We start from the raw sequence: 14,710 nt of genomic DNA on the forward strand, positions 1-14,710 counted from the left end.
AACACCAAGCCATCGGCCGACAAACCCCAGCCAACCGCCTAAACAACCTGCTTGGGACTTACACCTAGCCGACTCCGCGCGCCCGCAGGCGCGCTATCGCGGTGAGTTCGCCGATGTCCGCGAGATCCTTCTCGCGACCGGCGGCGCGCTTCATCGCGAGCAGGTCGTCGATCGACGCCACCAGCACCGCGAACGCCCCGAGGTCAAAACGCTCAGCGTTGCGACGCAGGCGTTCGTAGGGCGGCGCGCCGTCCGGGCTGGCGAGGATGTCGAAGTCGCCGGCGATGGTGACCATCGTCAGCGATTGGATCCGCTTCAACGTGGCGGCGTCCGGCACGAACGGCACGTCGTCTTCGACTCTGCGCAGTCTCGCCTTCAGCTCGATCAGCGCACGTCCCAGCATCGTCAGGTTCGCCTCGTCGCGGGCGAAGCAGATATCGAGGTCCTGCGTGTTGCGCGGTGAGCCGTGCAGTACCGCAGCGACCCCGCCGATCACGACGAAGTCGACCCCATGGGCCGTCAACAGACCGAGGATGAAGGTCGGTCTGAAATCAGAGGAGATCATCGCGAGGCACCCGTCTTGCGGAAGCGATCAGTGCGGCCACGTTTTTATGCGAGACCTCGAACGACCGCAGCCGCTCGGCAGGGGACATGCGCAGCCGCTCAGCGATCTGCGTCTCGTCGACCTGCTCGATCGGCCGGCGCGTCGCACGCAGCTCGACCTGGCAGCCGGCGGCCGCGAGCGCGCGGTCGATCGTCTCGAACGTCGGATTCGAGTCGCCGCGCTCCAAGCGGGCGATCACGGGTTGGGTGGTGCCGAGGCGCTCCGCGAGCTGGGCCTGGGTCAGGCCGGCGCTGCGGCGGGCGTCGCGCACGAGGGTGGACGGGCTCATGGAGAAATGTTCGGCTCTGTCGCTCATCGTGTCTACAGCATATGCCTTAGAAGCAATACCGCTATGGCAGAACGGTACAACCGCCGCGCCGCGCGCGGCTCATCCGCGCCGCCGCAATACACTTCCGGCACACATGTCTGAGCTGGAGACCAAGACCCGTTACGACGCCGCCGAGGCCGAGCCGCGCATCCTGCGCCGCTGGCTGGAATCGGGGCTGTTCCACCCGGAGCCGGAGGGGACCGCGGACGAGAACTACTCGATCGCCGTGCCGCCGCCGAACGTCACCGGGGCGCTGCACATGGGGCACGCGCTCAACGGGTCGATCCAGGACGCGCTGATCCGCCACCAGCGCGCGCGCGGCAAGCGCGCGAAGTGGATCCTCGGCACCGACCACGCCGGGATCGCGACGCAGAAGCAGGTCGAGAGACAGCTCAGAGGGGAGGGCACGACGCGCGAAGCGGTCGGGCGCGAGGCCTTCACCGAGCGCGTCTGGCGGTGGCGCGAGCAGTACGGCAGCACGATCATCGGCCAGTTCCAGCGGCTCGGCGCCTCGCTCGACTACGAGGACGAGCGCTTCACGCTCGACGAGGGCTACGCCGAGGCGGTCCTGAAGGTCTTCGTCGACCTGTACGAGAAGGGCCTGATCTACCGCGACAACTACATGGTCAACTGGGATCCCGGCTCCAGATCGGCGATCTCTGACCTCGAGGTCGAGGACCGCGACGTCGTCGACACGCTCTTCTACGTCGACTACCCGCTCGCCTCCGGCAACGGCTCGATCACGGTCGCGACGGTGCGCCCGGAGACGATGCTGGCCGACACCGCGATCGCGGTCAACCCCGACGACGAGCGCTACGCCCGCCTGATCGGCGAGCACGCGATCCTGCCGCTCGTCGGCCGCCGCCTGCGGATCATCGCCGACGACTACGTCAAGCCGGAGTTCGGCACCGGCGCGCTGAAGATCACGCCCGGCCACGACCCCAACGACTTCGAGATCGGCCGCCGCCACGGGCTCGACGAGCTGACCGTGATCGGCGAGGACGGCCGCATGACGGAGGCCGCCGGCGAGGAGTACGCCGGCCTCACCGTCAAGGAGGCGCAGGTCAAGGTCGTCGAGGCGCTGCGCGAGCAGGGCCTGCTGGTGCGCGAGGAGGAGTACCCGCACGTGGTGCCGTTCTCGCACCGCTCCGGCGAGCGGATCGAGCCGCTGATCTCGCTGCAGTGGTTCATGCGGATGGACGAGCTGGCGCAGCCCGCGATCGACGCGGTCAAGGACGGCCGCGTCAGAATCCACCCTGAGCGCTGGACGCGCGTCTACCTCGACTGGATGGAGAACATCCGCCCGTGGTGCATCTCGCGCCAGCTGTGGTGGGGCCACCAGATCCCGGTCTGGTATCGGGGCGGCGAGACGTACGTCGGCACGACGCCGCCCGAGGGCGACGGCTGGGAGCGCGACCCCGACGTGCTCGACACCTGGTTCTCCTCGGCGCTGTGGCCGTTCGCGACGCTCGGCTGGCCGCAGGAGACGCCGGAGCTGAAGGCGTTCTACCCGACCGACGTGCTCTCGACCGCGCGCGACATCCTGTTCCTGTGGGTCGCCCGCATGATCATGATGGGGATCGAGTTCGCGGGCGAGGTCCCGTTCAGAGACATCTACATCCACTCCGTCATCCAGGCGCCCGACGGCCGCCGCATGAGCAAGTCGCTCGGCACCGGCATCGACCCGCTCGACGAGATCGAGCAACACGGCGCCGACGGCGTTCGCTTCGGCCTGCTGGCGATGTCGTCCTCGCAGGACGTGCGCTACTCGGCCGAGAAGGTCCAGCAGGGCCAGCAGCTCGCGAACAAGCTGTGGAACGCCAGCCGGCTCGTGCTGACGCGCGTGGACCCGGCGACCCGCGCCGCCGCGCGCCCGAGCACGGTCGAGGATCGTTGGATCCTTTCGCGCCTCGCGCACACGCAGGCCGAGGTCGAGGAGCGGATCGAGGCGTTCGACTTCTCGCACGCCGTCCTGGGCCTCTACGACTTCGTCTATGGCGAGCTGTGCGACTGGTACCTGGAGCTGATCAAGCCGCGCCTGTACGAGGCGGAAGGCCAAGCGCGCGAGGACCTCAGCGCGACGCTGCTGCACGTGCTGACCGAGACGCTGCAGCTGGCGCACCCGGTGATCCCGTACGTGACCGAGGAGATCTGGTCGCACGTGCCCGGCAGCGACGGCCTGCTGGCCGCGCGCCGCAGCACGCCGGTCGACGAGGCGGTGCTCGACGCCGAGGCCGAGCGCGCGATCGCCGCGGCGATCGAGGCCGTGCAGGCACTGCGCGGCTGGCGCGACTCCGTCGGCGCCCCCGCCGGCGCGCGGATCCCGGCCCGGATCGACGCCGACGGCTACGCCGAGACGGCCGCGCACGTCGCGCGGCTGGCACGGCTGGAGCTGAGCGACCCGTCCGAATACGGCGACGAGGCGCCAGTCGCGCAGGTCTCGATCCCCGGCGGAGCGGCCTCGATCTTCGCCAGCGACGCGGTCGACCTCGGCGCGGCCGAGAGAAAGCTGGCCGAGCGCCGCAAGACGCTCGAGGCCGAGATCAAGCGCTGCGCGGGCAAGCTCGCCAACGCCGGCTTCGTCGCGAAGGCGCCGGAGGCGGTCGTCGCGGCCGAGCGCGAGAAGCTCGCCGCGCTGCAGGAGGAGCTGGCGGCACTGTGAGCGGTGGGAGTTGGACACTGGAGGACGCCGAGCGCTACCTGCTCGGCTTGGAGCTGTTCGGCATGCGCTTCGGGCTCGACCGGATGCGCCGCCTGATGACGACGCTGGACCAGCCCGAGCGCAGGTTCGACACGGTCCACGTCGTCGGCACCAACGGCAAGTCGTCGACCGTGCGGATGATCGCCGCGATCCTGGAGCGCCATGGCATGCGCGCCGGCGCGTACCTGTCGCCGCACCTCGTCTCGTTCACGGAGCGGATCCGGATCGACGACCGCGACACGGACCAGAAGGCGTTCGCGCGCGCCGTCCAGCGCGCCGCCCACGCCGCTGCGCTCGTCGACCGCTCGGCATCGGACGAGGACACCGTCACGCAGTTCGAGGCGCTGACGGCCGCCGCCTTCAGCGAGCTGGCCGCGCGCGAGGTCGACGTCGCGGTGATCGAGGCCGGCCTCGGCGGCCGCTACGACGCCACCAACGTGCTGCCGAGCCCCGCCGGCTCGAGCCCTCGCGGGGCGCCGAGCGCGACGGCCGCAGCCGCGAGCCCCGCCGGCTCGAGCCCTCGCGTGACGCCGAGCGCGACGGCCGCAGCCGCGAGCAGAGTCCAGGTGCTGACGAACGTCGGCCTGGAGCACACGCGCTGGCTCGGGCCGACCGTGCGCGACATCGCGCGCGAGAAGCTCGCCGTCGTGCGCGACGGCGCGACGCTCGTCGTCGGCAACGACCTGCATCCAGACGCGATGGAGGAGGCGGGCCTGGCCGCCGAGCGCCACGGCGCGCGGCTGATCCAGGCGCCGGCCGAGCCGGGCGTCGAGGTCGCCGCCCCGGGGACCTTCCAGCGGCGCAACTTCGCGCTCGCACGCGCCGCCGCGGCCGCCTATCTGGAGACGCTCGGCCGCGAGCTCGACGTCGCCGCCGTGCGCGCGGCCGCCAGCGCCGTGCTGGTGCCCGGCCGCATGCAGGTGATCGGTCATGAGCCGCTGACGCTCGTCGACGGCGCGCACAACCCGGCCGGAGTCGCCGCGATCGCGGAGTCGCTGCCGCAGCTGACGGCAGGGCGCCAACTCGTCGCGCTCGTGTCGGTGCTCGACGACAAGGACGCCACCGAGATGCTGCGCGCGCTGCTGCCCCACTGCGAGCGGGTCGTCTTCACCAGAAACCACAGCCCGCGTGCGCTACCACCGGCGACGCTCGCGTCGCTGGCCCAGCAGATCGGCGGACCGCCGAGCGAGCTGGTGCAGGATCCCCGGCGCGCGCTCGCGCGAGCGCGCGAGCTTGCCGGCGCCAACGGCGTCGTGCTCGCGACCGGTTCGATCTATCTTGTCGCCGACCTGCTGCGGCCCGCCGGCCAGCGCAACGCCTCGATCCTGTGAGCACACCGGAAGATCGTCCACCGCCGAAGTTCCTGCCGATGATGGGCCTCGTCGCGCTCATCGTCGCGATCGTGATCCTCGTCTTCTTCGGGATCGGCTACCTCTTCGGGCGCCAGTTCCTGTGAGCGGGCCGGCGCGTAGCGTCTGTTGCTTTGCAGGAGGTTCGCGGCAGCCAGCGAATCGTCTGGTTGCGCCACCGTGGCGCCTCCGAATCCGGACCCAGGCTAAACTCAGCCCGCAATCATGACCCCGTTCGCAATCTTCGGCATCGAGAACAGCAGCCTCAACCTGGCCGTCAATCTCGTGCTGCTCTTCCTCATCGTCCTCTGGATCGCGCTCCTCTACTGGACGTTCGCGGATGCGCGACGCCGGATCGAGGATCCGATGCTGATCGGATGCGCGACGGCGGCCTCGCTGTTCCCGCTCGTCGGGACGCTCGTCTACATGATCGTGCGGCCGCCCGAGTTCCTCGACGACGTGCGCGAGCGTGAGCTCGAGATGCAGTCGGCCGAGGCGCGCCTGGCGCAGCTCGGCTACCACCTCTGCCCGCACTGCGACTTCGAGGTGGAGAAGGACTTCCTGCGCTGCCCGAACTGCATGCGCAAGTTGAAGGACCCCTGCCGCAACTGCGGCAAGCCGCTCGACCCGATGTGGAAGGTCTGCCCGTATTGCGAGACCGAGGTCGAAGCGACCGCTTCTGCCGCCGCTCCGCGGCGTACGCGACGCCGGCGCGTCGAAGATGTCGCCGAGCCGACGCAGTAGCGCACGCAGCACCCCTCTCGAACTGAACCTGAAGGAGCCCCGATGAGCCGGACCCTGATCCTGGTCAAGCCGGATGCCTTTGCCCGCGGCCTGACCGGCGAGATCCTCGCCCGCTTCGAGCGCAAGGGCCTCGCGGTCGTCGCGCTGGAGAAGCAGACGCTGACGGTGGAGATCGCCGAGACGCACTACGCGGAGCACAAGGAGCGCCCGTTCTTCGGCGAGCTCGTCGAGTTCATCACGTCGGGCCCGCTCGTCGCCGCCGTGCTGGAGGGCCACGAGGCCGTCAAGGCGGCCCGCCAGGTGATCGGCGCGACGAACCCGATCGAGGCCGCGACCGGCTCGATCCGCGGCGACTTCGCGACCGAGGTCGGCAAGAACCTCGTCCACGGCTCCGACTCCGACGAGTCGGCCGCGCGCGAGGCCGCGATCTTCTTCCCGAACCTGGGCTGATCGCCCTCCTGCTCGCATCGCGCTCGCCGCAGCGGCGGGCGATCCTGACGCAGCTGGGCATTCCGTTCGAGGTCTGCCCGGCTGACGTCGAGGAGCTGAGCGCCGGCGAGCCGGCGCGGGTGGCGGTCGAGAACGCGCGCCGCAAGGCGCTCGCGCTGGCCGGCAGCGACGCCGCCGCCGGCCGCACGATCCTCGGCGTCGACACGATCGTCGTGCTCGACGGCGACGCGATCCACGGCAAGCCCGCCGACGCCGCGGCGGCACGCACGACGCTCGCCGCGCTGGGCGGCCGCGAGCACCTCGTGCTGAGCGGGATCGCGGTATTGGACGCGCCGGTCGCTCGCGCAGCCGTGCCCAGCGCGGCGGCGGACGCCGCCTCCGCCGACGCCCCGCAGCAGCCCCGCACGGCGCTCGCGACGACCCGCGTGCGGTTTCGTCACCTCGACGACGCGACGCTCGACTGGTACGTCGCGACCGGCGAGTGGGAGGGGCGCGCGGGGGGCTACGCGATCCAGGGCCGCGGGGCGGCGCTGGTGGCCGCGATCGACGGCGATTACCTCAACGTCGTCGGGCTTCCCGTCGCGGCGCTGCTGGACCTCCTGCCAGGGATCGTGCAGGAAGTTCCTTGAAGCTGCGATTTGCAGCGTCTTCGCGCCAATGCAGGCTTGCTTGCAGCTCTGAGGGCCAATCTGCGTCCGCTACACTCCGGCCGGGAACGGGGCCTCCGCGCAACGACGCCATCCGGCGTCACACAGGGGCCTCTTCTTACATCCCCCTCATATACGCATGGGCTTCTTCAGCTACTTGACCGGGTTCGGCGGCCGCGACATGGCCGTCGACCTCGGCACGGCCAATACGTTGGTCTACGTCCGCGGTCGCGGGATCGTGCTCTCCGAGCCGTCGGTCGTCGCGGTCGATTCGCGCTCCGGCGAGGTCCATGCGGTCGGGATCGAGGCGAAACGGATGCTCGGCCGGACGCCCGGCACGATCTCCGCGATCCGCCCGCTGAAGGACGGCGTGATCGCCGACTTCGAGGTGACGGAGGAGATGCTGCGGCATTTCATCCAGAAGGTGCACCAGAACCGGTGGGCGCACCCAAGGGTCGTCGTCTGCGTGCCCTCGGGCGTGACAGGTGTCGAGAAGCGGGCGGTCGAGGAAGCGTGCCTGTCGGCCGGCGCACGCCAGGCGTACCTGATCGAGGAGCCGATGGCGGCCGCGATCGGCGCGGGTCTGCCGGTCGGCGAGCCGACCGGCTCGATGGTCGTCGACATCGGCGGCGGCACCTCCGAGGTCGCCGTCATCTCGCTCGGCGGGATCGTCGTCTCGCAGTCGATCCGCGTCGGCGGCGACGAGCTGGACGAGGCGATCATCAACTACGTCAAGCGTGAGTACAAGCTCCTGATCGGCCAGCAGACGGCCGAGGAGGTCAAGCTCGAGATCGGCTCCGCCTTCGAGATGGAGGAGGAGGTGCAGGCTGAGATCCGCGGGCGCGACATGGTCTCCGGGCTGCCCAAGACGGTCGTGCTGACGAGCGAGGAGATCCGCGCGGCGCTCGAGGAGCCGATCTCGCAGATCATCGACGCGGTCAAGGAGACGCTCGACCGCACGCCGCCGGAGCTGGCGTCCGACATCATGGATCGTGGCATCATGCTGGCAGGCGGCGGTGCGTTGCTGCAGGGCCTCGACGAGCGGCTGCGTCACGAGACGCAGATGCCCGCGCACCTGGCCGAATCTCCCCTGACGTGCGTGGCGGTCGGATCGGGCCGCTCGCTCGAGGAGTTCGAGGCCATCCACCGGTCCCATAAGAATTCGAAGAACAACCGGCGCCGGCGCTACTAGCGAGCGGCCGCGCAGGAGCACTACCCCCTTGGAGCCACGCGACCCGTGTATGACAGACAAGTTCGCCGCCGACGAGTCACGCTCATCGTGCTCGTCGTGGTCTCCCTGGTTCTGCTGACCGCCTATTTCGGTGAGGACGAGGGAAGCCCGCTCCACTCGGTGCAGCGTGGGGTGATGGCGGTGCTGTCACCGATACAGGAGGGCGCCAGCCGCGCGCTCAAGCCCGCCCGTGACCTGTTCGGCTGGTTCGGCGACACGCTCGACGCCAAGAAGGAGCGCGACCAGCTCAGAGCGCAGCGCGACGACCTGCTCAGAAACCAGATCGACTACCAGGTCGCGGTCGAGCAGAACGCGCAGCTGCAGAGACTGCTCGCGATGCGCAGAAGCTACGGTCTCGACGAATACACGCCCGTGACCGCGCGGATCATCGCGCGCTCCCTCACCAACCTCTACCGCGACACGATCCAGGTCGACGCGGGCACCGGCGCAGGCGTGCGCGTCGGCGACGCCGTCATCTCCGGCGACGGCCTCGTCGGACAGGTCACGACGGCCGCCGGCAACGCGGCGATCGTGACGCTCATCACCGACCAGAGATCGATCGTCAGCGGCAAGGTGCTGGGCGCCGGCGACCTCGGGCTCGTGAAGCCGTCGCTCGGCGACCCGCTCGACCTGCTGATGGAGCAGCTCGACCGCAGAGCGCGCGTCAGAGTCGGCGACAACGTCGTGACGGCCGGTTCGATCTCCTCCAGACTCGAATCGCCCTATCCGCCGAACATCCCGATCGGGCGCGTGACGAGAGCCGACCCCGAGGAGCTGGACTCCTCCAACCGGATTCACCTGGCGCCGTTCGCCGACCTGCGCCACCTCGACTTCGTCGACGTGCTGACCGGCAACGGACCGGACGGCGGGGAGCGGGCACAGGCCCCATGAGCGCGGCCGAGACCAACTGGCAGCTGCCGCTGCGCCTGGCCGCCCTGGGCTTCCTGTCGGTGATCGTCCAGATCGCCGCGATCTCGCAGATCACGGTCTTCGGCGTCAGCATCGACCTGGCGCCGCTCGTCGTCGCGTCCGTCGGGCTGCTGGCCGGCTCGCTGCCGGGCGCTGTCTTCGGCTTCGGCGTCGGCCTCTTCGTCGACCTCGCGCTCGTGCAGACGCTCGGCGTCACGTCGCTGCTGTACATCGCGATCGGCTACGGCGCCGGCCGCCTGCGCGAGTTGCGCGATCCCGCGCACGGGCTCGTGCCGGTCTTCGTCGGCGCCGCCGCGACGGCGATCTCGACGATCGGCTTCGCGCTGATGCAGTTCCTGCTCGGCACGCAGGCGCCGGTCAGCTGGCTGCTGCTGCGCCTGGTCGTCGTGACGATCCTGCTGGGCGCGCTGTTCGCGCTGCCCGTCTACGCGCTCGTCAGACGGATCGTCCAGGGCTCGCTGCCCGACGACCCGCGCCGTCGCCGCCGCCGCGCGTACACGACCGGCGGCCTCTCGCCGCTCTCCCGACCGTCCCAGAGCCGCTGATGTGCTTCGCACTGGAAGTTCCACGCCAGCCAGCTGAGTCACGACACGCATGCGGGAACTTCCGGATGATGGACGTCTGATGGAATCGCCTGAGGACCGCCGTACGCAACTGTCGCCGCAGCTCGCGATGCGGGTCGCGATCCTCGGCGGCGTCGCGCTCGCGATCTTCGCGATCATCTTCTTCCGGCTCTGGTTCCTGCAGGTGCTGTCGGGCGATCAGTACCTCGCCGAGGCGTCGAGCAACCGGGTGCGCGACGTGACGATCCAGGCGCCGCGCGGCAAGATGCTGGACCGCAACGGCAACGTGCTGGTGGAGAACCGCAACGCGGTCGCGGTGCTGGTGTCGCCCGCGAACCTGCCCGAGGACGAGGCTGCGAGAACGAGGCTGCTCGTCAGACTCAGCAGAGTGCTCGGCAGATCGACCAGGCCCGAGAGATGCGTGCTCGGCAGAAGAACGTTCCGGAGAATGCCGTTGGAGTGCACGATCGACGAGCAGACGGCGGTCACGCCGTATGCCGACGTGGTCGTCGAGCCGGACGCGTCGCGGCCGGTCTACTCCTACCTGGCGGAGCGTTCGGACCAGTTCCCCGGCGTCTCGATCGAGAACGCGTGGCTGCGCGACTATCCGTACAAGACGGTCGGCGCGCACCTCTTCGGGACGGTCGGCCAGATCGACGCGGACGGCCTCAGAGATCCCAACTTCAGAGGCGTGAAGGGCGGCTCGATCGTCGGCAAGTCGGGCCTGGAGTACACCTACGACAAGTACCTGCGCGGGACCAACGGCCGGCAGCGGATCGAGGTCGACGCGCAGGGCCGGCCGAAGAGACGGCTCAGAAACATCGACGCGGTCAAGGGCAGCAACGTGCAACTGTCGATCGACGCCGCGCTGCAGAGAGTGGGCCAGGAAGCGCTGGAGACCGGCATCAGCATGGGGCGGGCGAACGGCAATCCGGCCGATGGCGGCGCGTTCGTGGCGCTCGATCCGCGCAGCGGCGAGGTGCTGGCGATGGGCTCCAACCCGACGTTTGACCCGAACGTCTTCACGAGACCGATCTCCGACAGGGTCTTCAGAGCGAAGTACGGCGAAGAGATGAACGACCCGCTCTTCAACCGCGCGATCCAGGGCGGCTTCGCGATCGGCTCGACGTTCAAGATCGTCACCGCCTCCGCCGGCCTCGACGCGGGCGTGATCACGCCCAACACGTTCTACAACGACACCGGCACGTGGACGAGCGCCGACGGCGGGCAGAGACGCAGAAACGCCGGCGGGGCGGTCTTCGGCTCGGTCGACCTGAGGCAGGCGATCGCGGTCTCCGTCGACACGTTCTTCTACGACCTCGGCGCGAAGCTGAACTCGACCGATCCGCACGGCGGCGAGCTGCAGAGATGGGCGCGCGCGTTCGGCTTCGGCGAGCGCAGCGGGATCGACCTCGGCGGCGAGATGAGAGGCACGGTGCCGGATCCGGCCTGGCGCAGGGGCCGCTGGAAGGCGGAGCTGCAGTGCCGCAGAAGAGAGCACCGCGACAACTGCTACATCGCCGACGGCCGTCCGTGGTCCTCGGGCGACAACGTCTCGCTGGCGATCGGCCAGGGCGACTTCCTCGCCTCGCCGCTGCAGCTCGCGACGGCGTACGCGGCGATCGAGAACGACGGCACGATCGTGCGCCCGCACATCGGGATGGCGATCGTCAGAGACGACGGCAGCCTGCTGCAGCGGATCTCGCCCAAGCCGGTGCGCCACATCGACATCCCGGACATCCAGTCGATACGGAACGGCCTGCTCGACTCCACGACGCTGGCCAACGGCACCTCTGCGGACGTCTTCGCGGGCTTCGGCAAGCCGGTCTACGGCAAGACCGGCACCGCGCAGATGACGGGCAGACCGGACCAGTCGTGGTACGTCGCCTACGTGCCCGATCCGAGACGGCCGATCGTCGTCGCCGCGGTGATCGAGAACGGCGGCTTCGGCGCGCAGGCAGCCGCCCCGGCCGTGCGGCAGATCCTCTCGCAGTGGTTCTACGGGAACCCCGGCAGAGCGGTCGCGGGTAGATCGGCGTCGTATTGAGCGCGACACCGATACGGCGCAGCGTCGAGGGCGCGACGCGCTCCTCCTCACGTCCGCGGCTGCTGTTCGACCCGCTGCTGCTGCTGGCCGCCTTCGGGCTGGTCGCCTGCTCGGTGATCGCGATCGGCGGCTCGACGCGCAACGACATTCCGGGCGCGCCGAACTTCTTCGCTCACCGACAGCTGATGTACGCCGTGATCGGCACGCTGCTGATGTTCGCGATCAGCCGCTTCGACTACTCGCGCCTGCGCGAGTTCAAGATCGGCATCTACGGCCTGATGATCGCGCTCAACATCCTGCCGCTGCTGCTCGCCGCCGCGACCCGCGGAGCGCGCAGCTGGATCGAGCTGCCGTTCTTCAGATTCCAGCCGTCGGAGCTGGGCAAGGTGCTGCTGATCGTGGCGCTGGCCGGCTTCATCGTCGATCGCACGCGCCGGCTCGGCGAGCGGCAGACGACGGCGCGGCTGATGCTGCTCGCGCTCGGGCCGGCGGCGCTGGTGATGGTCCAGCCGGACCTCGGCTCCGCCAGCGTCTACGTCGTGACGGCGCTCGTGATGCTGTTCATCGCGGGCAGCCCGGGCCGGCACATCGCCGGCCTGATAGCGCTGTTCGCGACCGCGCTCGTGCTGGTGCTGGCGGTCGCGCCGGCGGTCGGCGTCGACGTGCTCAAGCCGTACCAGGTCGACCGCCTCACCGGGTTCCTCAACCCGAACGAGAGCAACGCCGAGTCGACCTACCAGCTCAACCAGTCGAAGATCGCGATCGGCTCCGGCGAGAAGACGGGGCGGGGGCTGGAGAGATCCACCCAGACCGGCCTCAACTTCCTGCCCGAGCACCACACCGACTTCATCTTCTCGGTCGTGGGCGAACGCTGGGGCTTCGCCGGCGCGGCGTTGGTGCTGTCGTTGTTCGCCCTCTTGATCTGGCGCACGTTGCGCCTGCTGACGATGGCGAAAAACCTCTTCGGCACCCTCATCGCGGCAGGAATCCTGGCGATGTTGATGTACCAACTCCTGGTGAACGTCGGAATGACCATCGGCATCATGCCGATCACTGGCGTCACATTGCCGCTCATGAGCTACGGCGGCGCCTCCTACTTGACAACATTCATCGCCTTAGGCCTTCTCCAGTCGATCCACATCCAAGCGCGGATCGCACAGGGATCGAAGGGCCGAGGGCTCGTCCTTTCGTAAGGAAAACCACACTGTGAAGAAGCAAGTGCTTGTCAGCGTGGACCGGGGAGAAACCCGCGTCGCGCTGCTCGAAGCGACAGGTGATGTCGCTCCCCAGGCCAGAAGCAGCGGCCGTCGCCGCAAGAAGCCGGCCAACCCGGCCGCCGGCTACCGCGTCGCCGAGCTGTATCTCGAGCGCCGCGGCAACCGCTCGATCGTCGGCAACATCTACAAGGGCAAGGTCGACAACGTGCTCGCCGGCCTGGAGGCCGCGTTCGTCGACATCGGGCTGGAGAAGAACGGCTTCCTGCACGTCGACGAGATCGTGATCCCCGGCGTCGAGACGCCCAGACGCGGGCGCGGCCAGGGCAAGGACGGCCTGAAGATCCACGACCTCCTCAGACCCGGCCAGGAGGTCGTCGTCCAGGTCGTGAAGGATCCGCTCAAGACGAAGGGCGCCCGCCTCTCGATGGAGCTGACGATCCCGGGCCGCTACATGGTCTACACCCCGCAGGGCGAGGGCGTCGGCGTCTCGAGGCGGCTCCCGGACAAGGAGCGCGACCGCCTCCGCAAGGAGGCCGCCAGACTCGACCTGCAGGGCGGCGGCGCGATCATCCGCACGGCCGCCTTCGGCGCCGGGCGCGAGGACTTCGAGCGGGAGATGCAGTACCTCTTCAAGCTCAACGACGTGCTGCGCAACCGCGTCGAGGAGACGCAGGCGCCGGATCTCGTCTTCCAGGAAGCCGACCTCTCGATCCGCGTCGTGCGCGACGTCTTCTCCGACCACTTCGAGCGCGCGGTCGTCGACGACCAGAAGCAGTACCAGCGGCTCGTCTCGTTCTTCACGCGCACCGCGCCGGAGCTGGTCGACCGCGTCGAGCTGTGGGAGGAGGACGAGCCCCTGTTCGAGCGCTTCGGCGTCGAGAGAGAGATCCAGGGGACGCTCACCAGCCGCGTCGACCTGCCCAGCGGCGGCTACCTGATCGTCGACTACACCGAGGCGCTGACGGTCATCGACGTCAACACCGGTTCGTTCATCGGCCGCGGCAGAGGCGCGCGGCTGGAGGACACGATCACGAGAACGAACCTGGAGGCGGCCGAGGAGGCCGTGCGCCAGCTGCGCCTGCGCGACATCGGCGGCATCATCGTGATCGACTTCATCGACATGGCCCGCGCGCGCAACCGCGACGCCGTCCTGAAGACGCTGCGCAGATCGCTGGACGAGGACCGCACGAAGACGTTCGTCGTCGAGATCTCGCCGCTCGGCCTCGTCGAGATGACACGCCAGAACGTCACCGAGGGCGTGCGCGAGATCATGACCCGCCACTGCCCGACCTGCGGCGGCGAGGGCGTGATCCGCTCCGAGGAGACGATCGCGATCGACTTCGAGCGCAGACTGCGCGACCTCGCCAAGGAGCACGAGGCCGAGGCGCTGCTGCTGCAGATAAACCCGCGCGTCGGCGCGGTCTTCACCGGCAACGGCGCGCGGATCCTGCGCCAGCTGGAGGAGGAGACCGGCAAGTGGTTCCACTTCGAGGGCTCCGAGGGGCTCCCGCTGGACCACTTCGCGATCACCTACGAGGGCTCGCGCGAGGACGTCGCCGAGCGCGCGCTGCCGTTCCGCGAGGGCGACGAGGTGCTCGTCTCGATCGTCGAGCCGCACATGTACAACGTCGACGACGCGGTCGCGAAGATCGACGGCTACATCGTCTCCGTCACCGGCGGCGGGCGCCACGTGGGCGAGAAGCGACTCGTGCGGATCGACGAGGTCGGCCGCACCGCGGCGACCGCGACGATGGTCGTCGATGGCGCGCCGAAGGGGGAGACCGACGGCGATTCCTCAGATGACGTAGAATCCTCTGCTCGGCGCCGCGGCCGCAGAGGCGGACGGCGCCGTTCCCGTGCAACGGCGGACTCTTCCGCCGCGACGAGCGAGTGACCAGA

At 69.4% G+C, this 14,710-nt stretch carries 14 protein-coding genes; 12 read left to right on the forward strand and 2 right to left on the reverse strand.

All coding sequences use genetic code 11. The features are described from left to right. Window positions 1-64: 64 nt before the first annotated feature. Window positions 65-565 (reverse strand): hypothetical protein, encoded by a 501-nt coding sequence (locus tag Q7L65_RS26070; RefSeq protein WP_304726179.1) that lies wholly within the window; start codon window positions 563-565, stop codon window positions 65-67. Further along, window positions 552-920, reverse strand: a complete 369-nt coding sequence (locus tag Q7L65_RS26075; protein ID WP_304726181.1) for a helix-turn-helix transcriptional regulator — start codon at window positions 918-920, stop codon at window positions 552-554. Before Q7L65_RS26075 ends, Q7L65_RS26070 begins: the two co-directional genes overlap by 14 nt. Window positions 921-1,026: 106 nt before the next feature. Here Q7L65_RS26075 and Q7L65_RS26080 point away from each other — a divergent pair, with 106 nt between their 5' ends. The 12 genes from Q7L65_RS26080 to Q7L65_RS26135 all read left to right on the forward strand — a co-directional run bounded on the left by Q7L65_RS26080 (window position 1,027) and on the right by Q7L65_RS26135 (window position 14,705). Continuing rightward, complete coding sequence (locus Q7L65_RS26080; protein WP_304726184.1) at window positions 1,027-3,594, forward strand: valine--tRNA ligase; 2,568 nt, start codon at window positions 1,027-1,029, stop codon at window positions 3,592-3,594. Beyond that, on the forward strand, window positions 3,591-4,964 hold the full coding sequence (locus tag Q7L65_RS26085; RefSeq protein ID WP_304726185.1) for a folylpolyglutamate synthase/dihydrofolate synthase family protein: 1,374 nt from the start codon (window positions 3,591-3,593) through the stop codon (window positions 4,962-4,964). The genes Q7L65_RS26080 and Q7L65_RS26085 overlap by 4 nt, the downstream gene beginning before the upstream one ends. After that, entirely contained in the window at window positions 4,961-5,089 is a 129-nt protein-coding gene (locus Q7L65_RS26090; RefSeq protein ID WP_304726187.1) for a hypothetical protein, read from the forward strand. Before Q7L65_RS26085 ends, Q7L65_RS26090 begins: the two co-directional genes overlap by 4 nt. Window positions 5,090-5,207: 118 nt before the next feature. Next, complete coding sequence (locus Q7L65_RS26095) at window positions 5,208-5,726, forward strand: zinc ribbon domain-containing protein (RefSeq protein ID WP_304726189.1); 519 nt, start codon at window positions 5,208-5,210, stop codon at window positions 5,724-5,726. A gap of 42 nt (window positions 5,727-5,768) precedes the next feature. Then, a complete protein-coding gene (gene ndk, locus Q7L65_RS26100; protein WP_304726191.1) occupies window positions 5,769-6,176 on the forward strand; it encodes a nucleoside-diphosphate kinase in 408 nt (135 codons plus the stop codon). 8 nt (window positions 6,177-6,184) lie between these two features. Next, window positions 6,185-6,805 carry a nucleoside triphosphate pyrophosphatase gene (locus Q7L65_RS26105; protein WP_304726317.1) on the forward strand — a complete coding sequence of 207 codons (621 nt, stop codon included), beginning with the start codon at window positions 6,185-6,187 and terminating at the stop codon, window positions 6,803-6,805. Between the two features lie 157 nt (window positions 6,806-6,962). Next, complete coding sequence (locus Q7L65_RS26110) at window positions 6,963-8,015, forward strand: rod shape-determining protein (protein WP_012934128.1); 1,053 nt, start codon at window positions 6,963-6,965, stop codon at window positions 8,013-8,015. Window positions 8,016-8,111: 96 nt separating this feature from the next. After that, complete coding sequence (mreC, locus tag Q7L65_RS26115) at window positions 8,112-8,945, forward strand: rod shape-determining protein MreC (RefSeq protein ID WP_304726195.1); 834 nt, start codon at window positions 8,112-8,114, stop codon at window positions 8,943-8,945. Further along, window positions 8,942-9,529, forward strand: a complete 588-nt coding sequence (locus tag Q7L65_RS26120; protein WP_304726197.1) for a hypothetical protein — start codon at window positions 8,942-8,944, stop codon at window positions 9,527-9,529. Before mreC ends, Q7L65_RS26120 begins: the two co-directional genes overlap by 4 nt. Window positions 9,530-9,608: 79 nt before the next feature. Next, window positions 9,609-11,594 (forward strand): penicillin-binding protein 2, encoded by a 1,986-nt coding sequence (gene mrdA, locus Q7L65_RS26125; protein WP_304726199.1) that lies wholly within the window; start codon window positions 9,609-9,611, stop codon window positions 11,592-11,594. Continuing rightward, the gene (gene rodA / locus Q7L65_RS26130) at window positions 11,591-12,787 is read left to right on the forward strand and encodes a rod shape-determining protein RodA (protein ID WP_304726200.1); all 1,197 of its coding nucleotides are present in this window, start codon (window positions 11,591-11,593) and stop codon (window positions 12,785-12,787) included. Before mrdA ends, rodA begins: the two co-directional genes overlap by 4 nt. Window positions 12,788-12,824: 37 nt before the next feature. Further along, the gene (locus Q7L65_RS26135) at window positions 12,825-14,705 is read left to right on the forward strand and encodes an Rne/Rng family ribonuclease (protein ID WP_304726201.1); all 1,881 of its coding nucleotides are present in this window, start codon (window positions 12,825-12,827) and stop codon (window positions 14,703-14,705) included. Window positions 14,706-14,710 lie beyond the last annotated feature (5 nt).

The sequence above is a fragment of the Conexibacter sp. CPCC 206217 genome (assembly GCF_030646165.1).
Taxonomy (GTDB): domain Bacteria; phylum Actinomycetota; class Thermoleophilia; order Solirubrobacterales; family Solirubrobacteraceae; genus Conexibacter.

Excerpts from the sequence above, each read along its gene's own strand:
- ndk (WP_304726191.1), top strand. The coding sequence starts at position 5,769 with ATGAGCCGGACCCTGATCCTGGTCAAGCCGGATGCCTTTGCCCGCGGC.
- mrdA (WP_304726199.1), top strand. The coding sequence starts at position 9,609 with ATGGAATCGCCTGAGGACCGCCGTACGCAACTGTCGCCGCAGCTCGCG.
- Q7L65_RS26110 (WP_012934128.1), top strand. The coding sequence starts at position 6,963 with ATGGGCTTCTTCAGCTACTTGACCGGGTTCGGCGGCCGCGACATGGCC.
- Q7L65_RS26095 (WP_304726189.1), top strand. The coding sequence starts at position 5,208 with ATGACCCCGTTCGCAATCTTCGGCATCGAGAACAGCAGCCTCAACCTG.
- Q7L65_RS26080 (WP_304726184.1), top strand. The coding sequence starts at position 1,027 with ATGTCTGAGCTGGAGACCAAGACCCGTTACGACGCCGCCGAGGCCGAG.
- Q7L65_RS26120 (WP_304726197.1), top strand. The coding sequence starts at position 8,942 with ATGAGCGCGGCCGAGACCAACTGGCAGCTGCCGCTGCGCCTGGCCGCC.
- Q7L65_RS26070 (WP_304726179.1), bottom strand. The coding sequence starts at position 565 with ATGATCTCCTCTGATTTCAGACCGACCTTCATCCTCGGTCTGTTGACG.
- Q7L65_RS26075 (WP_304726181.1), bottom strand. The coding sequence starts at position 920 with ATGAGCGACAGAGCCGAACATTTCTCCATGAGCCCGTCCACCCTCGTG.